At 73.4% G+C, this 22,811-nt stretch carries 21 protein-coding genes; 6 read left to right on the top strand and 15 right to left on the bottom strand.

Features of this window, described 5'->3' with window-relative positions; genetic code table 11:
- Window positions 1-51: 51 nt before the first annotated feature.
- Complete coding sequence (locus tag AC0B9F_RS34310; RefSeq protein WP_472009208.1) at window positions 52-1,266, top strand: MFS transporter; 1,215 nt, start codon at window positions 52-54, stop codon at window positions 1,264-1,266.
- Here the strand turns inward: AC0B9F_RS34310 and AC0B9F_RS34305 are convergent.
- Window positions 1,223-1,684, bottom strand: a complete 462-nt coding sequence (locus tag AC0B9F_RS34305; protein WP_472009206.1) for an acyl-CoA thioesterase — start codon at window positions 1,682-1,684, stop codon at window positions 1,223-1,225. The genes AC0B9F_RS34310 and AC0B9F_RS34305 overlap by 44 nt on opposite strands.
- Before the next feature lie 117 nt (window positions 1,685-1,801).
- Between AC0B9F_RS34305 and AC0B9F_RS34300 the strand changes: the two genes are divergently transcribed.
- From AC0B9F_RS34300 to AC0B9F_RS34290, 3 genes are all read left to right on the top strand, one after another.
- Window positions 1,802-3,205, top strand: coding sequence for a uracil-xanthine permease family protein (locus AC0B9F_RS34300; RefSeq protein ID WP_472009204.1), 1,404 nt, complete (start codon window positions 1,802-1,804; stop codon window positions 3,203-3,205).
- Window positions 3,206-3,295: 90 nt separating this feature from the next.
- Window positions 3,296-4,021 (top strand): DUF5995 family protein, encoded by a 726-nt coding sequence (locus AC0B9F_RS34295; RefSeq protein WP_472009202.1) that lies wholly within the window; start codon window positions 3,296-3,298, stop codon window positions 4,019-4,021.
- A gap of 69 nt (window positions 4,022-4,090) precedes the next feature.
- Window positions 4,091-5,020: an LLM class F420-dependent oxidoreductase gene (locus AC0B9F_RS34290; RefSeq protein ID WP_472009200.1), complete on the top strand. Its 930-nt coding sequence runs from the start codon at window positions 4,091-4,093 to the stop codon at window positions 5,018-5,020.
- 58 nt (window positions 5,021-5,078) lie between these two features.
- Here AC0B9F_RS34290 and AC0B9F_RS34285 read toward each other — a convergent pair whose 3' ends face one another.
- The 3 genes from AC0B9F_RS34285 to AC0B9F_RS34275 all read right to left on the bottom strand — a co-directional run bounded on the left by AC0B9F_RS34285 (window position 5,079) and on the right by AC0B9F_RS34275 (window position 9,316).
- A complete protein-coding gene (locus AC0B9F_RS34285) occupies window positions 5,079-6,776 on the bottom strand; it encodes a flavin monoamine oxidase family protein (protein ID WP_472009198.1) in 1,698 nt (565 codons plus the stop codon).
- 48 nt (window positions 6,777-6,824) lie between these two features.
- Window positions 6,825-7,613, bottom strand: a complete 789-nt coding sequence (locus tag AC0B9F_RS34280; protein ID WP_472009196.1) for a carbon-nitrogen hydrolase family protein — start codon at window positions 7,611-7,613, stop codon at window positions 6,825-6,827.
- Between the two features lie 500 nt (window positions 7,614-8,113).
- Entirely contained in the window at window positions 8,114-9,316 is a 1,203-nt protein-coding gene (locus tag AC0B9F_RS34275) for an MFS transporter (protein ID WP_472009194.1), read from the bottom strand.
- Between the two features lie 266 nt (window positions 9,317-9,582).
- Between AC0B9F_RS34275 and AC0B9F_RS34270 the strand changes: the two genes are divergently transcribed.
- Window positions 9,583-10,071 carry a hypothetical protein gene (locus AC0B9F_RS34270; protein WP_472009192.1) on the top strand — a complete coding sequence of 163 codons (489 nt, stop codon included), beginning with the start codon at window positions 9,583-9,585 and terminating at the stop codon, window positions 10,069-10,071.
- Between the two features lie 31 nt (window positions 10,072-10,102).
- Here AC0B9F_RS34270 and AC0B9F_RS34265 read toward each other — a convergent pair whose 3' ends face one another.
- The 10 genes from AC0B9F_RS34265 to fmt form a co-directional block, all read right to left on the bottom strand.
- Window positions 10,103-10,555: an Lrp/AsnC family transcriptional regulator gene (locus tag AC0B9F_RS34265; RefSeq protein ID WP_472009190.1), complete on the bottom strand. Its 453-nt coding sequence runs from the start codon at window positions 10,553-10,555 to the stop codon at window positions 10,103-10,105.
- 15 nt (window positions 10,556-10,570) lie between these two features.
- A complete protein-coding gene (locus AC0B9F_RS34260; protein WP_472009188.1) occupies window positions 10,571-12,037 on the bottom strand; it encodes an amino acid permease in 1,467 nt (488 codons plus the stop codon).
- Window positions 12,038-12,268: 231 nt separating this feature from the next.
- On the bottom strand, window positions 12,269-12,772 hold the full coding sequence (locus tag AC0B9F_RS34255) for a GNAT family N-acetyltransferase (RefSeq protein ID WP_472009187.1): 504 nt from the start codon (window positions 12,770-12,772) through the stop codon (window positions 12,269-12,271).
- A gap of 75 nt (window positions 12,773-12,847) precedes the next feature.
- Window positions 12,848-14,290, bottom strand: a complete 1,443-nt coding sequence (locus tag AC0B9F_RS34250; RefSeq protein ID WP_472009185.1) for a GuaB1 family IMP dehydrogenase-related protein — start codon at window positions 14,288-14,290, stop codon at window positions 12,848-12,850.
- A 139-nt stretch (window positions 14,291-14,429) separates the two neighbouring features.
- Complete coding sequence (locus AC0B9F_RS34245; protein ID WP_472009183.1) at window positions 14,430-14,714, bottom strand: barstar family protein; 285 nt, start codon at window positions 14,712-14,714, stop codon at window positions 14,430-14,432.
- Window positions 14,711-15,091: a guanyl-specific ribonuclease gene (locus AC0B9F_RS34240; RefSeq protein ID WP_472009181.1), complete on the bottom strand. Its 381-nt coding sequence runs from the start codon at window positions 15,089-15,091 to the stop codon at window positions 14,711-14,713. The genes AC0B9F_RS34245 and AC0B9F_RS34240 overlap by 4 nt, the downstream gene beginning before the upstream one ends.
- A gap of 41 nt (window positions 15,092-15,132) precedes the next feature.
- Window positions 15,133-16,176 (bottom strand): sugar-binding transcriptional regulator, encoded by a 1,044-nt coding sequence (locus tag AC0B9F_RS34235; protein ID WP_472009179.1) that lies wholly within the window; start codon window positions 16,174-16,176, stop codon window positions 15,133-15,135.
- Between the two features lie 78 nt (window positions 16,177-16,254).
- Window positions 16,255-16,941: a ribulose-phosphate 3-epimerase gene (rpe, locus tag AC0B9F_RS34230; protein WP_472009177.1), complete on the bottom strand. Its 687-nt coding sequence runs from the start codon at window positions 16,939-16,941 to the stop codon at window positions 16,255-16,257.
- Between the two features lie 60 nt (window positions 16,942-17,001).
- Window positions 17,002-18,429, bottom strand: a complete 1,428-nt coding sequence (locus AC0B9F_RS34225; protein ID WP_472009175.1) for an RsmB/NOP family class I SAM-dependent RNA methyltransferase — start codon at window positions 18,427-18,429, stop codon at window positions 17,002-17,004.
- Window positions 18,430-18,492: 63 nt separating this feature from the next.
- Window positions 18,493-19,425 carry a methionyl-tRNA formyltransferase gene (fmt, locus tag AC0B9F_RS34220; RefSeq protein WP_472009173.1) on the bottom strand — a complete coding sequence of 311 codons (933 nt, stop codon included), beginning with the start codon at window positions 19,423-19,425 and terminating at the stop codon, window positions 18,493-18,495.
- 334 nt (window positions 19,426-19,759) lie between these two features.
- Between fmt and AC0B9F_RS34215 the strand changes: the two genes are divergently transcribed.
- Window positions 19,760-20,302 carry a hypothetical protein gene (locus AC0B9F_RS34215; protein ID WP_472009171.1) on the top strand — a complete coding sequence of 181 codons (543 nt, stop codon included), beginning with the start codon at window positions 19,760-19,762 and terminating at the stop codon, window positions 20,300-20,302.
- Window positions 20,303-20,390: 88 nt separating this feature from the next.
- Here the strand turns inward: AC0B9F_RS34215 and AC0B9F_RS34210 are convergent, their stop codons facing one another.
- Window positions 20,391-22,547, bottom strand: a complete 2,157-nt coding sequence (locus AC0B9F_RS34210) for a primosomal protein N' (protein ID WP_472009169.1) — start codon at window positions 22,545-22,547, stop codon at window positions 20,391-20,393.
- Window positions 22,548-22,811: the final 264 nt, after the last annotated feature.

Below are 22,811 nucleotides of genomic sequence, written 5' to 3'. Positions count from 1 at the left end.
GCGACACCGCTGCCGCACAGCGGGCGACGCATGTCCGGGAGGGACGGGAGAATGAAGGCAGTGTCCTACGACCAGCGCGACGTACGGCGGGCCCGCTACGCCGTGGCCGCCGTGTTCGCCGTGCACGGCGCGGTGACCGGCTCGTTCGCGACGCGGGTGCCGTGGATCCAGGAGCACGCCTCGGTCAGCGCGGGCCAGCTCGGCCTGGCGCTCGCCTTCCCGGCGCTCGGCGCGTCCCTGGCGATGCCGCTGGCGGGCCGGATCAGCCACACCTTCGGCGCCCGCAACGCGCTGCGCGGGCTGATGGCGCTGTGGACGCTGTCGCTCACGCTGCCGTCCCTCGCCCCGAACCTGCTCACCCTGTGCCTGGCGCTGTTCGGTTACGGCGCGACCGCGGGCATGGCCGACGTGGCGATGAACGCGCTCGGCGTGGAGGTGGAGAACCGCCTCGGCCGCTCGATCATGTCGGGCCTGCACGGCATGTGGAGCGCGGGCGCGCTGGTCGGCTCGGCCGCGGGGACGCTCGCCGCGCACCTGGGCGCCGACGCGCGGCTGCACCACACGCTGGCCGCCGCCGTGCTGACCGTGCTCGGGGTCGTGGCCTGCGGCTGGGTGCTGGACCTCCAGCCGGCCGAGGACGAGGAGCCCCCGCCGCGGTTCGCGCTGCCCCCGAAGTCCGCGCTGCTGATCGGCGCGGTCGGGTTCTGCGCGGTGTTCGCCGAGGGGGCGAGCCTGGACTGGTCGGCGGTCTATCTGCGGGACCGGCTGGAGACCTCGGCGGGGCTCGCGGCGGCGTGCACGACGGGATTCACGCTGACCATGGCGGTGGCCCGGATCGCCGGCGACAAGGTCGTCGACCGCTACGGCTCGGTGCGCACGGTCCGGGCGGGCGGCCTCCTCGCCGTGCTCGGCGGGCTGCTCATCGTCGTCTCCCGCCAGCCGGCCGCGGCGATGGCCGGGTTCGCCCTGATGGGGCTCGGCATCGCGGTCGTCGTGCCGCTGTGCTTCGCCGCGGCGGGCCGCAGCGGTCCGAACCCGAGCCAGGCGATCGCGGGCGTCGCGACCATCACCTACACCTCGGGGCTGGTCGCGCCGGGCGCCATCGGCGGGCTCGCCCAGGCGACCAGCCTGGTGGTGTCGTTCGGTCTGGTGACCCTGCTGGCCTGTGGTCTCGCGGCGTTCGCCGGTGTGCTGCGGGCGGGCGACCGCAACCGGCCGACGGTCAGCCGTCCGTCGGACGCAGCAGTTCCCGGCCCGCGGCCCTGAACGCCTCGCTCCACGGCGCCGGGCGCAGCGTGTCCGCGTCGAGGCGGACCAGCACCCGGCTGCCGTGCGCGTACGTCGTCACCCCGTCGGCCGAGCAGAAGCGGAAGCCGTAGGTCAGGCCGGTGGTGCCCAGCCGCTCCAGCCAGAGGTGGACGGCGTACGCGCCGGGCCGGGTGACCGGGGCCTCGTAGGTGATGCGCAGTTCCTTGACGGCGTTGCAGGCGTCCCCGGCGGCGGCCCAGTCGCCCTCGAAGCGGAAGCCGTGCTCCTGCCACAGCTGGGCCCAGGCCCGCTCGGCCATCAGCGGGTAGCGGGCGTTGTGCAGCAGTCCGAGCGCGTCCAGGTCGTCGAAGTGGACGGTGACGGGGAGCAGCCGGCCGTACGACAGGGCGGGGGCGATCGGGGCTTCGGCGGTCACGGGTGGATCTCCTGTGGTGGACGGTTCAACCACCCCATCCTAAGCGGACGCTCAGTACCCGTTCGAGCGGGGACAATGGTCGGCGGCCCTCACCCGCACGACGAAAGCGAAACCCCCATGGATCTCGGCGTCCGCTGGAAACTGCACGGCGACGGACGCACCCCGGCCCCCGGAGCCGTGGTCCGGCCCGACGAACGGCTCTCCTGGCCGCGCACGCTCGGACTGGGCGCCCAGCACGTGGTGGCGATGTTCGGCGCGTCCTTCGTGGCGCCCGTGCTGATGGGGCTCGACCCGAACCTGGCGATCATGATGTCCGGCATCGCGACCGTCGTGTTCCTGCTCGCCACCCGCGGCCGGGTGCCCAGCTACCTCGGCTGCTCCCTGTCGTTCGTGGGCGTCGCCGCCGTCATCCGCGCCCAGGGCGGCACCAGCGCCACCGTCACCGGTGCGGTGTTCGTGGTCGGCGCGCTGCTGTTCCTGGTCGGGCTCGCGGTGCAGAAGTTCGGGGCGCGGATCATCCACGCGGCGATGCCGCCGATCGTGACCGGCGCGGTCGTGATGCTGATCGGCTTCAACCTCGCCCCGGTCACCGCCTCGACGTACTGGCCGCAGGACCAGTGGACCGCGCTGCTGGTGATGCTGTTCACCGGACTGGCCGTGGTCGGTCTGCGCGGCTTCTGGTCCCGCATCGCGATCTTCCTCGGCCTGATCTTCGGCTACGGCATCTCCTGGCTCTTCGACCGGGTCTTCGGCAAGATCCACTCCGTGGACGCGAGCGGCAAGCTCACCGACCACTGGCGCCTGGACCTCTCCGGCGTCCACCGGGCCGACTGGGTCGGCCTGCCGTCCTTGCACGGCCCCACCTTCCAGTGGTCGGCGATCCTGGTCGCGCTGCCGGTCGTCATCGCGCTGATCGCGGAGAACGCCGGACACGTCAAGGCGGTCGGTGAGATGACCGGCGACCGGCTCGACGACAAGCTCGGCACCGCCATCTCCGCCGACGGCATCGGCTCGATGCTGTCCACCGCGGTCGGCGGCCCGCCCAACACCACCTACTCCGAGAACATCGGCGTCATGGCCGCGACCCGGGTCTACTCCACGGCCGCGTACTGGGCCGCCGCCGCCTTCGCCCTGCTGTTCGGCGTGTGCCCGAAGTTCGGCGCGATCGTCGCCGCCGTCCCCGGCGGGGTGCTCGGCGGCATCACCGTCATCCTGTACGGCATGATCGGCCTGCTCGGCGCCCAGATCTGGAGCACCGCCGGGGTCGACCTGCGCAACCCGCTCAACCTCGTGCCGGCCGCCGCCGGCATCATCGTCGGCGTCGGCAACGTGACCATGAAGTTCACCGACACGTTCTCGCTCAGCGGCATCGCGCTCGGCACCCTCGTCGTCATCACCGGCTACCACGCCCTGCGCGCCTTCGCCCCCGCCCACCTCAAGACGCAGGAACCGCTGCTGGACGAGGGCACCAGTTCCTACGACACCGAGGGCGACGACGGCTCTCGGCGCGCCGAGTCGTAGGCGCCCCGCACGGCGGGTCCGTTCCCCCGTTCTGGGGAAGCAGCGGGCCCGCCGGCGCCCCGGGAAGCCCAGGACTGGGACGCTTCCTCCATGGCGCAGCTGGAACAGTTCACCACTCCCGTCGACGCGGTGGTCCGCCGCATGCGCGCCCTGGACGCGGCCCTGCCCGCCCGGGACGGCGTCGGCGTGTTCAACCGCGTCTACCTCGCCGTCACGGAGGAGGTGGACCGGCGCATCGACGCCGGAGCCTTCGCGGACCGGCGCGCCGCGATCACCCTGGACGCGCTGTTCGCCGAGCGGTACCTGACGGCGGTCGAGGCGGACGGGCAGGGCCGCCGGGCGCCGGCGTGCTGGCGCCCCCTGCTGCAGTTCCGCCGCCATCCCGGCGTGACGCCGCTGCAGTTCGCCCTCGCGGGCATCAACGCGCACATCGGCCACGACCTGGCGCTCGCGGTGATCGACGCCTGCCGTGGCCTCGGCTGCGCTCCGGCCGAGCTGGAGGACGAGTACGACCGGGTGGGTGATGTCCTCGTGTCGCTGGAGGAGCGCATCCGCGAAGAGCTGATGCCGGGCCCCGATCTGCTGCAGATCGCCGACCCGCTCACCCATCTGCTCGGCTCCTGGAGCCTGGAGCGGGCCCGGGACGCCGCGTGGTCGGCGGCGCGTGCCCTGTGGGCGCTGCGCCTGCTGCCCGAACTGGCCGGGGACTTCGCCGACCGCCTCGACGCGGCGGTGGGCTTCGCGGGCCGCATGCTGCTCACCCCGCTGAGCCTCGGCCCGGCGGGTGCGCGGGCCGCCCGGCCGAGCGTGGCCTGACGGGTGTGCGCCCGTCGGCGGCTGTACGTTGGCCGATGGGGCACTCCGATCGCGAAGGAGCAATCAGCCATGGCCATCCGTCTCGGACTCGGTCTTCCCCAGCACCGGCAGTACGACCTCGCCCAGGACGTCACCGACGTGGCGCGTGCCGCCGAGCAGATCGGATACGACAGCCTGTGGGTGTACGAGCGGGCCCTGGTCCCGGAGAACCCCACGCAGGGCCTGTACGGCATCCCCGGCCTGCCCTGGCCCGACTTCTACCGCGGCATGGCCCACCCGCTGGTCACGCTGACCCTGGCCGCGGCGGTCACCGAACGCGTCCGGCTGGGCTCGGGCATCCTCGTCGCCCCGCTGCACGGGCCGTTCCAGCTCGCCAAGGCGCTCGCGTCGCTGGACGCGGCGAGCGGCGGCCGGGTCATCGCCGGTCTGGGCTCGGGATGGTCGACCGACGAGTTCGCCGCCGCGGGCGTACGCCCCCACGAGGAGCGCGGCCGTGTGCTGGACGAGGTGATCGACGTGTGCCGGGCGGTGTGGGGCCCGGACCCGGTGAGCTACGACGGCCGGATCACGAAGCTCGACGCGGCCGTCGTCGGGCCCAAGCCGGCCCGGCCGATCCCCCTCCTGGTCGGCGCGGCCAACAAGAAGGCGCTGACCCGGGTCGTGGACCGCGCCGACGGCTGGATCCCGGTCGCCATGGGCGTCGACGCCTACGCCAGCGGATGGAACCAGCTCCAGGACATCGCCGCCGAGCGGGGCCGCAGCCAGCCGATCCAGCGGGTGCCGCGGGTCAACGCGACGTACAGCGCCAAGCCGTACGACGGCGACGACCGCCAGCCCTTCCAGGGCAACGCCGACCAGATCGTGACGGACCTCGCGGCGTTCGCCGAGGTCGGCATGGACGAGGTCCTGCTCGACCTGCAGACCACTCCGCGCGACGCCCAGGAGCTCAAGGACGTCGCCGCGGAGGTCTATGGCAAGGCGCGCGCGGCCGGGCTGTGAGTGCGGCCGTGCGTGCCCGCCAGGCCGGGCGGACTGTGAGTCCGGCCGTGAACTGCGCTCAGTCCTCGGGGAGTTCGACGGGCGCGATCTCGTCGTAGACGTCACCCGGGCCGGGGTTCGTCGCGTCCGTCGTGCCGCCGAAGTGGTGCATGACGCCCCAGACCGCGTTCAGCGCGGTCTGGACGGCGCCCTCGGCCCAGCCGGCCGTCCAGGAGATGTCGTCACCGGCGAGGAAGATGCCGCGCTTGTCCTCGGGCAGCCGGTCCTGCATGAAGTGCGTGAACAGGCGCCGCTGGTAGCGGTAGTGGCCGGGCAGGTTCGCCTTGAACGCGCCCATGAAGTAGGGCTCGTTCTCCCAGGACACCGTCACCGGGTTGCCGATGATGTGCTTGCGGATGTCGACCTTCGGGTAGATCTCGCCGAGCGACTTCAGCATGACCTCCATCCGCTCGTTCGCGGACAGCGGCAGCCACTTCAGGCTGTCGTCGCACCAGGTGTAGGAGAGACAGATGACGGCGGGCTGGTCCGGGCCGTTGTCGAGCAGGTAGGTACCGCGGGTCATGCGGTCGGTGAGCGTCATCGACATGACGTCCCGGCCCGTCTCCTCGTCCTTGTCCAGCCAGAACGGCCGGTCCACGGGCACGAAGAGCTTGCTGGACTCCATGTAGTGGGTGCGCTCGATCGCGGTCCAGTGGTCGATCGGGAACAGCGAGTCGTCGCAGGCGATCTTGGACAGCAGCATCCAGGACTGGGCGGTGAAGACGGCCGCCTTGTAGGTGCGGATGTCGCCGTTCGCGTCGGTCACGGTGATCTGGTTGCCCGCGGTGCGGTGCAGCCGGGTCACGGCCGGCCTGGGCTCGCCGTCCACGTGCAGGGACTTCAGCGAGGTGCCGTACGGCCAGTGGACGATCTTCTCCGGCTCGCGCTCCCACAGGCGCAGCGGCAGCTGCTGGGAGCCGCCGACGATGCCGCGGTGGTGGTCGTCGGCCTCGGTGTAGACGACGCGCAGGATCTCCAGGATGGAGTTCGGGAAGTCCGTATCCCAGCCGCCGGTGCCGAAGCCGACCTGGCCGAAGATCTCGCGGTGCCGGAAGGACTTGAAGGCCTCGGAGTCGCAGAGGAAGCCGTAGAAGGTCTGGTTGTCGAGCTTCTCGACGAGCTGGGCCCAGATCTCGCGGATGCGCGGGACGTCCCGCTCGCGCATGGCGCGGTTCATGTCGGAGAAGTCGGCGCCCTCTTCGAGGCACTTGTTCCAGGCCTCGGCGACGTCCCGGTACACCTGGGGCAGGTCGTCGACGGTCTCGGCGTAGTGCGACTCGCCCTTGAGGTCGACCACGGTGGAGGGGGTGGTCTCGGCGAGCGGGTTCGGGAACGGCTTCGTCTCCAGGCCCACCAGGTCGATGTAGTGCTGCAGGGCGGTCGAGGACGGCGGGAAGCGCATCGCGCCCAGCTCGCAGTTCAGCGACTCGTCGCAGCCGTCGAAGCCGACGGTGCGCAGCCGGCCGCCGAGCTGGTCGGCCTCGTAGACGACGGGCTTGAGGCCCATCTTCATCAGCTCGTACGCCGCGACGATGCCGGACAGACCGCCGCCGATGATCGCGACCTCGGTGCCGTGCTCGGTCGCCGGGACCTGGCCGAGGCCCGCCGGGTGGGCCAGGAAGTCGTCGTACGCGTAGGGGAAGTCCGGGCCGAACATGGTGATCGGCGGCTGCTGCTCGTCGGTGTGCTCGACGGCGTTGGGCACCGTGGACGTCATGGGGTACGGACTCCTTGCGCGGGGTGACTCGGTGAGGCGTGAGGGGGGTCAGATCAGGGACCCGTACAGACCGGGGCGGCGGTCCTTCAGGTACGGGTTGTTCTCGCGGGAGGCGGCCAGGAACGCCGGGTCGGCGTCGGCGAACACCAGCTGCTCGGTGCGGCCGGCGCGGGCGCGGGCGACTCCGTCGGGGCCGGCGAGGGTGGAGAGGCCGACGAACTCGAACTCGGCCTCCTGGCCGACCCGGTTGACGTACGCGACGTACATCTGGTTCTCGAAGGCCCGCACCGGGATCATCGACTCGGCTACGAACTGGAACGGGTGCATCTGCGCCGTCGGGACGAGGAGGAGGTCGGTGCCGGCGAGGGCGTGGGCGCGGACGTTCTCCGGGAACTCCACGTCGTAGCAGATGAGCAGGCCGACGGTGAGGCCGTTCAGCTCCACCTGGACGAGCTGCTGGTCGCCGGGGGTGAAGTGGTCGCGCTCGAAGCAGCCGAAGAGGTGGGTCTTGCGGTAGTTCGCTCGGCGGGTGCCGGTGGCGTCGATCAGCTGGGCGGAGTTGTGGACGGTTTCGCCGTCGCGCTCCGGGTAGCCGTAGGCCACGGCCAGCCCGTGCCGGGTGGCGATCTCCGCGATCGCGTCGGCCGCGTCGCCGTCGGCGGGCTCGGCGAGGCGGGCGATGTCGTCGCCGATCGCGTAGCCGGTCAGGAACATCTCCGGCGCGGCCAGCAGCCCGGCTCCCGCGGCGGCGGCGCGGCCCGCGGCGTCGTCGAGCACCTTGAGGTTCTCGGCGACGGATCCGGGGCGGCCGGAGCTCTGGAGCAGGGCTGTGCGCATGCGTGTTCCTCACCGGTGCGGAGGGGGTCGGGGGCCTTCTAGACGGTACGGGGGGCTGCGCGGGCGGGACAAGAAGGAGCTGTTGCGCGGCGGTGAGCGGATTGTTGCGTGGGGTGGGGGGTGGGTGGTGATTCGTTGCGCGGTGCCATCCGGCGGGGGGCGCGTTGTTTGTCTGCGGGTGCGTTGTGGCTGGTCGCCGGTTGCCTGCGGCGCTGGGTCGTGCTTCGTCTGCGGGTGCGTTGTGGCTGGTCGCGCAGTTCCCCGCGCCCCTTTGTGCCTGCGGCGGCCCGTTGCTGTCCGGTGGGTGGTTGCTGTCGCGCCTGCGGTGCGTTGTGGGGCGGGGCCGGGGTGGGGGGTGTCCGTCCTCGGGCCGGCCGCCCGTTTCCGACGACGGCGCCCTGTGCCGGTGCCGGCCGCTGCGGGCGGACACCCCCCATCCCGGCCCCTTCCCGCCGTACGCGGGTGCGGGCCGTCATCGGCTGTCCGCGCGGTGGCGCCCCTCAGCGCCGGGTCGCGCGGGTCTGCCCCGGCCGGTCGTGGGCCCGCAACGGTCGTCGCCAGAGGAGCGCTGATGTGAGGAGGTACGGGACCGTGAGTGCCGTGAACGTCGTCGCGTGGTTCAGGTGGGTGGTCAGGGCCGCGTACGTGGCGTAGACCGCGATCGTCGTCAGGTCCGTGCCCAGGCCCGCGAGGGATGTCACAGTCGCGCGGGTCGTGTCGTCGAGGCGTCGCTGGAGGCGGGCGTCGGCCAGGACCGACGTCAGCTGGAAGGCGCCGAAGGAGAGGGCGACCAGGGCGAGGGCGGCCGGCGTGTGTGCGGCGGCGCCTGCGGCGAGGGACAGCGCGCCCGCTGCCAGTACCGTCGCCAGGCCGCGTGAGCGCAGGCGGGCGCCGGGGCCTGCGAGCAGGCCGCCTGCCGTGGCGCCGGTCCAGATCATCAGGAGGAAGAAGGGGACCGTGTCGTCCGGCACCCCCGTTTCGCGGACCAGCAGCGGCGTGTACTCGTCGAGCGCGCCCCAGATCGCCGTCACCGCCGGGACCAGGAGCAGCGCCGCCCGGATCCGGTGGTCGGCGCGGGCCGTCGCCAGGCCGGAGCGCAGGGTCGCCGTCCAGCCGTCGCGGGGATCGTCGGCCGTGTGCCGGTGTTCCGGGAAGCCCGTGGCGACGGCCGCCGTCAGCAGGCAGGCGAGCACACTGGCCGCGCCGACCGCCGGGTAGCCGCCGGCCCGCAGGACGGGCCCGGCCAGGGCCGTCGCGGTCATCACGCCGAGCAGTCCGGCCGCCCGGGCCCGGCCCATCAGCCGGGGATAGCGGTCGGCCGCGCCGAGCCGGTCGAGTTCGTCGTGCACCAGCGCCTCCAGGGCGCCGGAGGCGAGCGCGCCCCGGGTGCCCCACAGGACGAAGCCGAGGGCGAAGGACCAGTACGCCGGGTACGTCACCCACAGCGTGAAGCCGGCCGCCGTCAGCAGCGGCCCGAGCCACAGCAGCAGGCGGCGGGAGAACGCGTCGGCCCAGGCGCCGGAGGGCACCTCCAGCAGGACGCCGGTCGCCGACCAGAGGGCGAAGAGGGAGGAGATCTGGCCGACCGACAGGCCGGTGTCGGTGAAGAGCAGGGCGTAGACGGGGTAGAGCAGGACGCAGTCGTCCAGGAACGCGTACGCGCAGAGGGTGAGCGCGAGCCGCCGCGCACGTGAGTGAGTCATGAGGCCTTCCCGCAGGGACGGATCGGATGCCGGACGTACGGCGTCCGAGGCGGCCCTCGGGAGGCGTGGCGGGGGGATCAATGTCGCCAGGTCATGACAGCGATGGTAGGCCCGGTGCGCTGCGTCGTACAGGTAGTTCTCAGGGAGGAGGCGCCCGGCCCGGGTCTCCGCCGTACGGGCGGTGAGGTCGGTCCGGGGGCGAAGGTGCCGGGTGGGGGCGGAGCGGGAGACTGCCGGGGAGCCGACCCCCTGGTGAAGGAGCCCTGATGGAGCATTTTGAGATTGCCGCCCTGCCGTTCGTCGACGAGCACACGGTGCTCGTCGCGGCGGAGCCGGACATCGTGTGGCGCGGGCTGTGCGACGCACTGGAGGGTTTCGGGGGCCGGGCGGGGCCCGTGGTGCGGCTGCTCGGGTGCGCCGACCGCACAGCGTCCGGGCCCCGGCCACTGGCCGAGGGGTCGACGCTGCGCGGCTTCCGGGTCGCCGTGGCGGACCCCGGCCGGGAGCTGGCCCTGGTCGGGCGGCACCGGTTCGCGTCGTACGCGCTGGTCTTCCGGCTGGAGGCGGTCGGTGCGGAGCGGACCAGGGTGCGGGCCGTCACCCGGGCGCGGTTCCCCGGTCCGGCGGGCGCCGTCTACCGGCGGATCGTCATCGGTTCGGGCGGACACGTCGTCGTCGTACGGCGCATGCTGTCGGCCGTGCGCACCCGCGCCCCCGAAGGGGCGCGGGGAACTGCGCGACCAGCCACGACGTAGCCGCGGACTACGCGGCCTCACCGGCGGAGCGTTACGTCGGTGAGCCCGACGAGAAGCGGCGCAGCAGCGGGGAGAGGACCAGGACCGACTTGGTGCGTTCCACGAACGGCTCTCCCGCGATGCGTTCCAGGACGCGCTCGAAGTGGCGCATGTCGGAGGCGAAGACCTGGGCGATCGCGTCCGCGTCGCCGGTGACGGTCGACGCGGCCACGACCTCCTGGTAGCGCTCCAGGCCCCGCCTGATGGTGTCCGGCGAGGTGTTGCGCCGGCAGTGGATCTCGACGAACCCCTCGGTCTCCCAGCCGAGGGCCGCCGGGTCGACGCGGACCGTGAAGCCGGTGATGGCTCCGGAGGCGCGCAGCCTGTCCACGCGCCGCTTGACGGCGGGCGCGGACAGTCCCACGAGCTGCCCGATGTCCGCGTAGGAGCGGCGGGCGTCCTCGGCGAGGGCGTGCACGATGCGTTCGTCGAGATCGTTCAGCACGGGCGGTTGTTCACTTCACTTCTGGTGGGGCGCGGCGAGTCGGGAACGGCGGTAGCCGTAACTGAAGTAGAACACGAGCCCGACGGCCATCCAGACACCGAAGACCACCCAGGTGACGGAGGACAGACTGCCCATCATCCAGACGCAGAAGAGGAAGCCCAGGGCCGGCAGCACCGGCGACAGCGGGACGCGGAAGGTGCGGTTCATGTCCGGCTTGGTCCGGCGCAGTACCACGACGGCGATGTTGACCAGCGCGAACGCGAACAGGGTGCCGATGCTGGTGGCGTCGGCGAGCTGGCCGAGCGGGATCGCCGCGGCGAGGACGCCGCAGAACAGGGAGACGATCACCGTGTTGGCGCGCGGCGCGCCGGTCTTCGGGTGGACCTTGGCGAACACCTTGGGCACCAGGCCGTCGCGGGACATGGCGAAGAGGATGCGGGTCTGGCCGTAGAGCACGGTCAGCACGACGCTGGCGATGGCGATGACGGCGCAGAAGGCGAGCAGGGTGCCCCAGAAGCTCTGCCCGGTGACGTCGGTCATGATCTGGGCGAGCGCGGCCTCGGAGTCGTTGAACTTGCGCCACGGCTTCGCGCCGACGGCGACGGCGGCGACCAGCACGTACAGCGCGGTCACGATGACCAGGGACAGGATGATCGCGCGGGGCAGGTCGCGCTGGGCGTTCTTGGCCTCCTCGCCGGCGGTGGAGGCGGCGTCGAAGCCGATGTAGGAGAAGAACAGCGTCGCGCCGGCCGCGCTGACGCCGGCCATGCCGAGCGGCATGAAGTGGGAGTAGTTGCCGGACTTGAAGCCCATGAAGCCGATCGCGCAGAACAGGATCAGCGCGGCGATCTTCACGCACACCATGACGGTGTTGGCCCGCGCGGACTCCTTGGCGCCGCCGAGCAGGAACACCATGGCGAGGACGACGACGATGAGAGCCGGCAGGTTGAAGATGCCGCCGTCGACGCCGGGCGGGTTGGCGAAGGCGGGCGGGATGGTCACGCCGATGGTGCCGTCCAGCAGCTCGTTCAGGTACTCGCCCCAGCCGACGGCCACGGCGGCGACCGAGACGCCGTACTCCAGGAGCAGACACCAGCCGCAGATCCAGGCGATCAGCTCGCCCATGGTGGCGTAGGCGTACGAGTAGGAGGAGCCGGCGACCGGGATGGTGCCCGCCAGCTCGGCGTACGACAGTGCCGAGAAGAGGGCCGTGAGGCCGGCTATGACGAACGACAGGGTGACGGCGGGGCCCGCCTTGGGGACGGCCTCGCCGAGGACGACGAAAATGCCGGTGCCGAGGGTGGCACCGATGCTGATCATGGTCAGCTGCCACAGCCCCAGGGAGCGGCGGAGGCTGCCTCCCTCGCCCTGGCCGCCCTCGGCGACCAGGTGCTCCACGGGCTTGCGGCGCATGAGGCCGCCCAGGGGGGACACGGGGGCGGTCTTGGTGCTGTTCTGCGGGGGTGCGCCTTGGTCGAGCACGCGCGGCTCCTTATCGCTGCCGTTCAGGGGGCGGAGACCAGCGGCACCCCATCCCACGGGAACCACCGAGCGGGGTCCCCGCCACACCACGTTCAGCGCGACACTCTATGAGGCCGGACGTTGCCGCTGTAATGCAGCAACCTTGCGCGCTTCCGCATGATCGTTGCGTTGCTCCGGGTCAGACGGGTTTTCGTTGCGCCAGGGGTTTCGACCATTGCACATGCACCCGTTTCAGCAGGTCGGGAACGTCCTGACGAGGAAGGTGCAGGGGTCGACGCACTCCAGGGCCGACCCGTCGTGGTCGGCGTACATCCAGCGGTCGAGGTAGTCGGTGAGGGGGGAGTAGCCGAGCCGCGCGTACAGCGCCGCGGCGCGGAGGTTGTCGCGGGTGACGCCGATGCCGGTGCGGGTCAGGCCGCGCTGCCGCGCCAGCTCCTCGGCGGCCCGGATGAGCGCGGTGCCGATGCCTCTGGAGCGCAGTTCCTCGGGCCACACGGCGAGGCCGTTGATCTCGGGGCAGCCGGGGGCCGCCCGGCGCACCTCGGGGGCCTCACAGCCGATCCAGCGCAGCTCGGTGTGCCCGACGGGCCGTGCGCCGAGCCAGGCGACGAGATACGTGCTCTGTCCGGCCTGCTGGCGCGCGTAGCGCCGGGCGTGCAGCGACGTCGCTCCCCGGGCGCCCAGGTGCTCGTCGAGGAGGGCCACGTCGGCGGCCCTGCAGACGGTGATCTCCATACGACGACGGTACGGCCCCGGAACGCCGGCGGCCCCCGCTTTTCGGCGGGGGCCGTGGCTGCGCGATTCGGCGGGTCAGCTCCAGCTGGCGTGCAGCGGCTTGCCCTCGGCGTAGCCGGCCGCGCTCTGGATGCCGACGATCGCGCGGTCGGCGAACTCCTCCAGGTTGGAGGCGCCGGCGTAGGTGCACGAGGAGCGGACGCCCGCGATGATCGAGTCGATCAGGTCCTCGACGCCCGGGCGGGCCGGGTCGAGGAACATGCGGGAGGTGGAGATGCCCTCTTCGAACAGCGCCTTGCGGGCGCGGTCGTAGGCGGACTCCTCGGAGGTGCGGTTGCGCACGGCGCGCGCGGAGGCCATGCCGAAGGACTCCTTGTAGGCGCGGCCCTGGGCGTCGTGCTGGAGGTCGCCCGGGGACTCGTAGGTGCCCGCGAACCAGGAGCCGATCATGACGTTGGACGCGCCGGCCGCGAGGGCCATGGCCACGTCGCGCGGGTGACGGACGCCGCCGTCGGCCCACACGTGCTTGCCGTACTTCTTCGCCTCGGCGGCGCACTCCAGGACGGCGGAGAACTGCGGCCGGCCCACGCCGGTCATCATGCGGGTGGTGCACATGGCGCCGGGGCCGACACCGACCTTGATGATGTCCGCGCCGGCGTCGATGAGGTCCTTGACGCCCTCGGCGGCCACGATGTTGCCCGCGACGATCGGCACCTGCGGGTCGAGCCCGCGCACCAGCTTGACGGCGCTGATCATCGACTCCTGGTGGCCGTGCGCGGTGTCGATGACGAGGGTGTCGACGCCCGCGTCCAGCAGCTGCTTGGCCTTGCCCGCGACGTCCCCGTTGATGCCGACGGCGGCGGCGATGCGCAGCTTGCCGTTCGCGTCCACGGCCGGGGTGTACAGGGTGGCGCGCAGGGCGCCCTTGCGGGTGAGGATGCCGGCCAGGCGGCCGTCCTGGTCCACGGCCGGGGCGTAGCGCCGGTTGTGGTGGTCCAGGGTGTTGAAGGCCTCGCGCGGGTCGATGTCCGCGTCGAGCAGCAGCAGGTCCTTGGACATGACGACCTCGAGCTGCGTGAAGCGGTCCACGCCGGACAGGTCGGTGTCGGTGACGACGCCGATCGGCCGCTGCTCCTCGTCGACGACCACACCGGCGTTGTGCGACCGCTTGGGCAGCAGTGCGAGGGCGTCGGCGACGGTCTGGTGCGGGGCCAGCACGATCGGGGTGTCCAGCACGTGGTGGCGGCTCTTGACCCAGGAGACGACCTCGGTGACGACCTCGATCGGGATGTCCTGCGGGATCACCACGATGCCGCCGCGGCGGGCCACCGTCTCGGCCATGCGCCGGCCGGCGATGGCGGTCATGTTGGCGACGACGAGCGGGATGGTGGTGCCCGTGCCGTCCGGGGCGCTGAGGTCCACGCCCTGACGCGAGCCGACCGCGGAGCGGCTCGGCACCATGAAGACGTCGTCGTACGTCAGGTCGTACGGGGGCTGGATGTCGTTGAGGAAACGCACGTGCTACATCCCAGTCGTTCAGAGGTGACCCCCGGACAGGTGTGCCAGGGGGAAAGAGCACGTACTTCATTCTCCCATGCCGACCGCGCCCCTGGGCACAGTCGGTTCGTCCAGGCTGGTCAGGGGCGCCTTTGGAGGATCATCCGAGAAGGAGGGCCACAGTGACGGCGGTGGCCTGGGAGAACACCTCCTGCGCCGTCTCCCACTCACCGGGGCGGGCCGCCGCGTACGGCCGCCAGTTCCGGACCACGACCAGCGGCGCGGCGTCCCCGGGCCACACGCCCGGGTCGCAGAGGACGTCGGCGAGGGCGTCCCAGTTGCGGCCGAAATAGCCGGGCAGCCGCAGGTCGCGGGCGCACCGGTCCATCAGGGCCGCCTTGTCCGTGACCCCGTCCAGGTCCAGGGTGACCACGGCTTTCGTCATCTCAGTACCGCCCTGAACGAGTCGTAGTGGTCGTCGGTGTAGTACGTCTCGCCGCCGCGCCCGGTGACCAGGCGCCGGGCCCCGCGGTCGCGTGAGCCCGGCGTCGGCACGGTGTACTCGTGGTAGTAGCCGCGCGGGTGCCGCGGCAGCCGCCCCTCGAGGTTGCCGAAGACGACTCCGTCCCTGGCGTACGGGAAGGGGCCGCCCCGGTCGACGAGGACGAGCGTGCGCCGGGCCTCGGCCGGCAGATCGGCCTCCTTGACGGTGGCCATGCCCTTCGCCCAGGCGGGGCCGCCCGACGTGCCCTGGGTCGGGGAGCACCCGACGAGCAGGGCGAGGACACAGAGCAGCACCCGGGGGACCCACCGCAGCAGCATGCCTGAGATGCCGCCACGGCCGCCCCCCGTCCCACGCACCGTCAGATCCCGTCCGGGTCCGCCCGGTTGAGGGCCGGCTTCGGCGCCGGGCCCGCGGTCATCAGGTAGTCCGCGGCCGAGGTGTCCGTCACCAGGCTGGTGACGAGCCCGGACCGCAGCACCGCGTCGATCGCCGACGCCTTGCGCTGGCCGCCCGCGATCGCCACGACCTCCGGGATACGGCGCAGCTGGTCGGCCTTGACCGTGATGCACCGCTCCCCCAGGTCCCGGCCCACCCGGCGGCCCTCGGCGTCGAAGAGGTGCGCGGACATCTCCGCGGCCACGCCGAGCGAGGCGTAGTGGGCGCGCTCCTCCTCGGAGAGCATGTCGTGCACCGTGGAGATGCCCGGCTCCCAGGAACCGATGGAGACGCAGGCGACGGTGACCTTGTCGAAGTACTCGAAGGCCCGGGCCAGCCCGGTCTGGTTGCGCAGCGCCACCGCGGTGGCCGCGTCCGGCAGCAGCATCGGCGCGTAGATGGGGTGGGCGTCGCCGCCCGACACCTGCGCGGCTCGGCGCACGGCCTCCACCGAGCCCCGCTCGGCGGTCCCGGCGTCGTACACGCCGGTCAGCTGCACGACCGTGCAGGGCGGCAGCCGGTCCAGGGCGGCCGCCATGTGGATGGTGGACCGGCCCCAGGCCAGGCCCAGCACGTCCCCCTCGTTGACCAGCTCGCCGAGCAGGTCGGCGGCGACCTCGCCCAGGTTCTCCGGGTCGGGGGTCTCCTCCGACTCGGGCGGGGACTCGACCACGACGGCGTGCCTGAGGCCGTAGCGGGCGCGGAGCGCGTCGGAGCGCTCGGCGTCCAGTTCGGCCGGCACGCGGATCTCGATGCGTACGAGGTCCCGTTCGAGGGCCGTCTCCAGGACCCGGGCCACCTTGAAGCGGCTGACGCCGAACTCCTCCGCGATCTGGATCTTGGACTTGCCCTCGAGGTAGAAGCGGCGGGCCATGGCCGCCGCCTGCACCAGCTCAGCGGGTCCCATCCGCATGGCTGACCGGCCCGCCGACATACCCGACACGGCGATCTCCTCACTGCTGTTCACACTCTGGATTCGCCGTTCATCCTTGCAGATCCGGCGCGGTCGATCAGCCCTGATGGCGGGCGTTCACGTTCCTGTTGGTCAGTGGTCGCATGCCCAGCTCGCCTTGGCGGATGCCGACTCCGCCTGCCGGCGCAGGGCACGGACCGCGTCGGCGGGGTCGTTCGCCCCGTAGACCGCGGACCCGGCGACGAAGACGTCGGCGCCCGCGTCCGCGCACTGCTCGATCGTGGACGCGGAGACACCGCCGTCCACCTGGAGCCAGAGCTGGAGGCCGTGCTTGTTGATCAGCTCACGGGTGCGGCGGATCTTCGGCAGCATGATGTCCAGGAAGGACTGCCCGCCGAAGCCCGGCTCCACCGTCATGATCAGCAGCATGTCCAGCTCGGGCAGCAGGTCCTCGTACGGCTCGATCGGCGTCGCCGGCTTCAGCGCCATGGAGGCACGCGCCCCCTTGGCCCGGATCTCCCGGGCGAGCCGTACGGGCGCGGCGGACGCCTCGACGTGGAAGGTCACCGAACCGGCGCCCGCCTCGACGTACTGGGGGGCCCAGCGGTCGGGGTCCTCGATCATCAGATGGCAGTCCAGCGGGGTGTCCGTCGCACGAGCCAGTGACTCCACGATCGGCACGCCGAGCGTGAGGTTGGGGACGAAATGGTTGTCCATGACGTCGACGTGGAGCCAGTCGGCTCCCTCCACCGCCTTCGCCTCGTCCGCGAGGCGGGCGAAGTCGGCGGACAGGATGCTGGGGTTGATCTGCACGGCCATGTGCCTAAGCCTGCCATGCCCGGGCACGGTTGTTCGCCCCCGGCCCGAAGGAGAGCGAGGTCAGCCGGTCCGGCGGATGAGGGCCAGGTACATCGCGTCCGTGCCGTGGACGTGCGGCCAGAGCTGGATGTCGGGGCCGTCGCCGAGGTCGGGGACGTCCGGCAGGAGAGGGCGGGCGTCGAGCAGTTCCGTGCCGGGGACCTGCTTGAGCACGTCGGTCACCACGGCCCTGGTCTCGGCCAGGTGCGGGGAGCACGTGGCGTAGCCGACGACGCCGCCGACGCGTACCGACTCCAGGGCCGTGCGCAGCAGGCCCCGCTGGAGGGGGGCGAAGGCGTCGAGGTCCTCGGGGCGGCGGCGCCAGCGGGCCTCGGGGCGGCGGCGCAGGGCGCCGAGGCCGGTGCAGGGGACGTCCACGAGGACCCGGTCGAAGCTGCCGGGGCGCCAGGCCGGCCGGGTGCCGTCGGCGGCGATCACCTGGTACGGCCCCGGATTGCCGGTCAGCGCCTTGGCGACCAGCCCGGCGCGGTGGGGCTGCTTCTCGGAGGCCAGCAGCAGGGCGCCGCGCCCGGCGGCGAGGGCGCCGAGGAGGGCGGCCTTGCCGCCGGGGCCCGCGCAGCCGTCCAGCCAGAACCGGTCGCGTCCCTCGACGGGCGCGTTCGCCAGCGCCAGCGCGACGAGCTGGCTGCCCTCGTCCTGCACGCCCGCGCGCCCCTCGCGCACGGCCTCCACGGCCCCCGGCTCGCCGCCCTCGGTCAGGCGTACGGCGTACGGCGACCAGCGGCCCGCGACGGCGGCGTCCTCGCGCAGCAGTTCCTCGGTCGTGGCGCGGCCGGGCCGGGCGACCAGGGTGACCTCGGGCCGCTCGTTGTCGGCCGCCAGCAGCCGCTCGATGCCCTCGCGGCCGCCGCCGAGGGAGTCCCACAGCGCGGAGACGACCCACCGCGGGTGCGCGTGCACCACGGCGAGATGGTCCTCGGGGTCGTCGTCGTAGGGCGGCGCGACCTCGGCGACCCAGGCGTCGAGGTCGCGCTGGGCGACCTTGCGCAGGACGGCGTTGACGAACTTGGCCCGTCCGTCGCCGAGCACCACCCGGGCGAGCTCGACCGTCGACGACACGGCGGCGTGGGTGGGGATGCGGGTGCCGAGCAGCTGGTGCGCGCCGAGGGTCAGCACGTCCAGCACCGGCGGGTCCACCTCGCGCAGCGGCCGGTCGACGCAGGCCGCGACGACGGCGTCGTACGTCCCCTGGCGGCGCAGCGTGCCGTAGACGAGCTCGGTCGCCAAGGCCGCGTCCCGCGCGTCGAAGTCGCCCTTCTCGCGGGCCTTGCGCAGCAGCGGGGGCAGCACGAGGTTGGCGTAGGCGTCGCGCTCGTCCACCGCGCGCAGCGCCTCGAAGGCGAGGATGCGCACGGGGTCCTTCTGGGGACGGCGGTAGGGCTTGGCGGGCCTGCGCGGCCTGCGGGAGGTGCCGGGGGTGTCGCTCACGAAGAAGGTGCTCCGGATGTCAGAACGGGCTGTCCACCCAGACTACGTCCGCAGGTGGCCCCGCTATGCCCCGAGGGTCTCCCCGGCGGCGATGCGCACACCGCGCGCCCAGTCGGCGGCCCGCATCGGCTTCTTGCCCTGGGCCTGCACCCACAGCAGCTCCACGGCGTGCGAGCCGGTGCCGACGTGGACGTGGTTCTTGCCGATGTCGAGGGTGCCGGGGGCGAGGTCGGTGCGCTCGGTCAGCAGCGCGACCTGGATCAGCTTCAGGCGCTCGCCGCGGAAGGTCGTCCAGGCGCCGGGGGCGGGGGTGCAGCCGCGCACGACGCGGTCGACGCGCAGCGCGGGGGCGGCCCAGTCGACGCGGGCGTCCTCGACGGTGATCTTCGGGGCGAGGGTGACGCCCTCAGCGGGCTGCGGTACGGCCTTCAGCGTGCCGTCCTCGATACCGTCCATGGTCGCGGCGAGCAGCCCGGCGCCGGCGAAGGCGAGCCGGGTGAGCAGGTCGCCGCTGGTGTCGGTGGGCCGGATCTCCTCGGTGACGGTGCCGTAGACGGGGCCGGAGTCGAGCCCCTCCTCGATGAGGAAGGTGGACGCGCCGGTGATCTGGTCGCCGGCCATGAGGGCGTGCTGCACGGGGGCGGCGCCGCGCCAGGCGGGCAGCAGCGAGAAGTGCAGGTTGACCCAGCCGTGCGCGGGGACGTCCAGCGCCACCTTGGGCAGCAGGGCGCCGTAGGCGACGACGGGGCAGCAGTCGGGGGCGATCTGCCGCAGCCGCTCCAGGAACTCCGGATCGCGCGGCTTGGCGGGCTTGAGCACCTCGATCCCGGCCTCCTCCGCCCGCTCCGCCACGGGCGACGCCACCAGCCTGCGCCCGCGCCCGGCCGGTGCGTCGGGCCGCGTGACGACGGCGGCCACCTCGTGGCGCCCGGAGGCGAGCAGGGCGTCCAGAGCGGGAACGGCGACCTCGGGGGTACCGGCGAAGACGAGCTTCATGGGCGGGTTCGGACCTCTCGGACGACGCGGGCGACGGGCAGCGCACCAGTCTATGACCACGGGCGGAGAGCCGCCGACGGCGAGCGACTTGAGGAGGACGGCCGGCCTCCTGGCCGACTGGAACCCGGTGGGCGGGTGGGAAAACACCCCCCGGCCGCGTCCAGGGTGGAGACGGTAGATGCCCCACAGCGGCGAAGCCGCAGGCGAGCCGAAACCCTCAGGGGCGCAGGCATATGCCCTCACGCCCCCCATGCGTGACCCGCGGAGCGATCCCGCGTTGGTCAAGAAAGAGTTGACCCCCCTTCTCTTCATCGCCGGTTCGAGAGGCTTGTTCATGGCCGACCACGCAACCCACGACGCCCAGGCCCGGGCCAGCCTGCACTTGCTGGTGCGGGACATCGAGCGGGTCCGCCGGCAGGTGGACGCCCTGCGCACGCTCACCGCCCAGCTGGGCAACGTCTACCGCCCGCGCCGCTCCGGCCCCTCCACGGGGTTCGTCGTCTACGGACGCGCTCCCGCCCCGACGGTGCGCCTCGCCCAGGAGCTGCGGGACAGCGTCGAGACCCTGGTGACGGCGGCGGTCGACTTCGACCGCTCGCTCGGTTTCTCGTGGGACGCGGTGGGCTCCGCACTCGGCGTCACCAAGCAGGCGGTCCACCGCCGTTACGGCTCGCGCCGGGCCCCCGTGCCGGCCCCCGCCGAGGCGGAGCACACCCCGGAGCCGGCGGGCGGCCGGACGGTGACCGTGGGCACGGGCATCCCGGTCGTGCCCACGGTCCCGGCCGCCCGTTCCATGCCGACCCAGCCGACGGCGGGCAGCACGACCCTGCGGGACGACGCCAGGCCGACGGCGTTCCCGGCCCCGCGCAACGGCTGACGCCCGCGCGCGGCCGCGTGAGGTGACACCCCGTCAACTGCCCTCCCGGAACAGCCGGGAGGGCAGACGTCTGTCCACGACACGGCGCTCAGCCGATGTCCGGCGGGTCGATCCGCACCCAGACCGGCTCCCCTCCCCCGCGGGCCGTCCGTGCCGCCTGCGCGGCCTTCAGCGCGGCGGCCAGCGCCGCCCCGCTGCCCGGCGGCACCCGGATCAGCGCCCGCTCCCAGTGCTCCCCCGGCGGCGGCGCACCGGGCCGCCGCGGCCGCCCCGGTGCGGTGACCGGAACCGGGACCGGCCCCAGCACCTCCGCCTCCCGCGGCAGGTCCACCGCGCCGAGGAAGTCCGTCAGGGCCGCCGCCGGTCCCGCCACGGCCGCCATCCGCGACACCGGCGGGAAGCCCAGCTCGGCCCGGTCGGCCAGTTCGCGCACCGCGTGCCCGACGGGGTCCCAGCGCACCAGCGCCTGCACGGGACGGGCGGTGGCCTCGGCGACCACGGCGACGGTTCCGCCGGCGCCCTGCGGCCGCACCAGCGCGGCGGCGGCGATCCAGCGCCGCAGAGCGTCCTCCTCGGCCCGCAGATCGGGCCGGCCGAGCATGGCCCAGCCGTCCAGCAGCAGCGCCGCCGCGTACCCGCCCTCGGCGACGGGTTCCGCGCCGGGAGTGCTCACCACCAGCGCCGGCGCGGCCGGCACGGTGTCCAGGACGTGCTCGCGGCCCGAGGTGCGCACCGGGACCGCCGGGAACGCCCGGCCCAGCTCCTCGGCCGTACGCCGCGCCCCGACGACCTGAGCGCGCAGCCGGAACGAACCGCACTCCGGGCAGTGCCAGCGGCTCTCCTCGCGGCCGCACCAGCCGCACCACAGCGCACCGCCGCCGGCGCCGTCCCGGGCCTCCAGCGGGCCCGCGCAGTGCCGGCAGCGCGCGGGCTCTCGGCACTGCGCACAGGCCATGCGGGGCACGTATCCGCGCCGGGGCACCTGCACGAGCACCGGTCCGTGCCGCAGCCCCTCGCGGGCCACCTGCCACGCGAGCGTCGGCAGCCGGGCGGCGCGGGCCGCCTCGTCGCGGGCGAGGTCGCCGTCGCCGACGGTCCGCACCAGCGGCGCGGCGGCCCGTACCTGCTCCCGTACGGCGACGACGGGCCGCGCCCAGCCGCTCTCCACGAGCTGCGCGGCCTCCACCGTGCAGCTCCAGCCGCCGAGCAGGAAGGCGCACTTGTCCTGGGCGGCGCGCAGCAGCAGCACCTCGCGGGCGTGCGGCTGCGGGGCGTGCTGTTCGCTGTGGCTGTCGTCGCCGTCGTCCCAGAGGGCGACCAGGCCCAGGTCCCGCACCGGCGCGAACATGGCGGCGCGGGTGCCGAGCACGGCCCGTACAGAGCCACGGCTCACGGCGAGCCACTCCCGGTACCGCTTCTCCGGCCCGGCGTCGGCGGTGAGGACCGCGTGCCGTCCCTCGCCGAGCAGGGCGGTCAGGGCGGCGTCGACGCGGGCCACGGCCCGGCCGTCCGGCAGCACGACGAGAGCGCCGCGCCCGGACGCCAGGGTGGCGGCGACGGCGCGGGCCAGCTCGTCGCTCCACTGCGGCCCCGGCAGCGCGTTCCACACCGCGCGGGGCGCGTTACCGGCGGCGAGCGCCTCCAGGAAGCCGGCCCCGCGCTCGTAGCGGGCCCAGGAACCCGCCTCGGGGGCCTGTGGCGGGGGCAGCGGGGCGGGCGAGGGCCGCTGCTCGGCCCGCGCGCTGCGCGGCGGTACGGCGAGCTGCAGCACGTCGGCGAGGCTGCCGGCGTAGCGGTCGGCGACGGCCCGGGCGAGGGAGAGCAGCTCGGGGCCGAGCACGGGCTCGGGCGAGACGACCTGGGCGAGCGCGGCGAGCGGCCCGGAGTAGTCGGACTCGGGGAGCCGCTCGATGAGGAACCCGTCGATCAGTCCACCGCCCTCGCGCCGCCCCTCGCGCACCCGGTGCCGGCCGGCCCCGAAGCGGACGCGCACCCGCACGCCGGGCTGCGCGTCGGCGTCCAGCTCGGCCGGTACGGCGTAGTCGAAGTACCGGTCGAGGTGCAGCACGCCCTTGTCGACGAGCACCCGCGCGACCGGCAGCGCCGGCGCGAGCGCGGCGCCCCGCCAGGTGCGCGGTTTGGCCCGCGGCTCCTTGGCCTTGCGCACGCTCTCCCGGATGAGCGCGAGCTGCTCCGGGGGCGCCCCCTCGGCGCCCCCGCCACCCGTCCCGTTCTCGCTGCTCACGCTTGCATTCTTACCAAACGCCACTGACAGCGGCGCCGGCCCGCACCCCGGCCGCCGGGCACACCGGCACACCTGCCCGGGCACACCGGCGCACCTGCCCGGTGACACGCCGAAGGCCCGGCTCCCCTGGAGGGGAGAACCGGGCCCGGGCGGGACCGGACGCCGCTTACAGGCCGGCGGCCTTGCGCAGCGCGTCGACGCGGTCGGTGCGCTCCCAGGTGAAGTCGGACAGCTCGCGGCCGAAGTGACCGTAGGCGGCCGTCT

The sequence above is a fragment of the Streptomyces sp. NPDC097129 genome, assembly GCF_055668065.1.
Note: the sequence above shows the minus strand (reverse complement) of the source record. Positions and strands in the feature narration are given on the sequence as shown.

Bases quoted from the DNA above. Each gene is read 5' to 3' on its own strand.
- AC0B9F_RS34310 (WP_472009208.1), top strand. From the start codon at position 52: ATGAAGGCAGTGTCCTACGACCAGCGCGACGTACGGCGGGCCCGCTAC.
- AC0B9F_RS34300 (WP_472009204.1), top strand. From the start codon at position 1,802: ATGGATCTCGGCGTCCGCTGGAAACTGCACGGCGACGGACGCACCCCG.
- AC0B9F_RS34295 (WP_472009202.1), top strand. From the start codon at position 3,296: ATGGCGCAGCTGGAACAGTTCACCACTCCCGTCGACGCGGTGGTCCGC.
- AC0B9F_RS34290 (WP_472009200.1), top strand. From the start codon at position 4,091: ATGGCCATCCGTCTCGGACTCGGTCTTCCCCAGCACCGGCAGTACGAC.
- AC0B9F_RS34285 (WP_472009198.1), bottom strand. From the start codon at position 6,776: ATGACGTCCACGGTGCCCAACGCCGTCGAGCACACCGACGAGCAGCAG.
- AC0B9F_RS34280 (WP_472009196.1), bottom strand. From the start codon at position 7,613: ATGCGCACAGCCCTGCTCCAGAGCTCCGGCCGCCCCGGATCCGTCGCC.
- AC0B9F_RS34275 (WP_472009194.1), bottom strand. From the start codon at position 9,316: ATGACTCACTCACGTGCGCGGCGGCTCGCGCTCACCCTCTGCGCGTAC.
- AC0B9F_RS34270 (WP_472009192.1), top strand. From the start codon at position 9,583: ATGGAGCATTTTGAGATTGCCGCCCTGCCGTTCGTCGACGAGCACACG.
- AC0B9F_RS34255 (WP_472009187.1), bottom strand. From the start codon at position 12,772: ATGGAGATCACCGTCTGCAGGGCCGCCGACGTGGCCCTCCTCGACGAG.
- AC0B9F_RS34245 (WP_472009183.1), bottom strand. From the start codon at position 14,714: ATGACGAAAGCCGTGGTCACCCTGGACCTGGACGGGGTCACGGACAAG.
- AC0B9F_RS34240 (WP_472009181.1), bottom strand. From the start codon at position 15,091: ATGCTGCTGCGGTGGGTCCCCCGGGTGCTGCTCTGTGTCCTCGCCCTG.
- rpe (WP_472009177.1), bottom strand. From the start codon at position 16,941: ATGGCCGTGCAGATCAACCCCAGCATCCTGTCCGCCGACTTCGCCCGC.
- fmt (WP_472009173.1), bottom strand. From the start codon at position 19,425: ATGAAGCTCGTCTTCGCCGGTACCCCCGAGGTCGCCGTTCCCGCTCTG.
- AC0B9F_RS34215 (WP_472009171.1), top strand. From the start codon at position 19,760: ATGGCCGACCACGCAACCCACGACGCCCAGGCCCGGGCCAGCCTGCAC.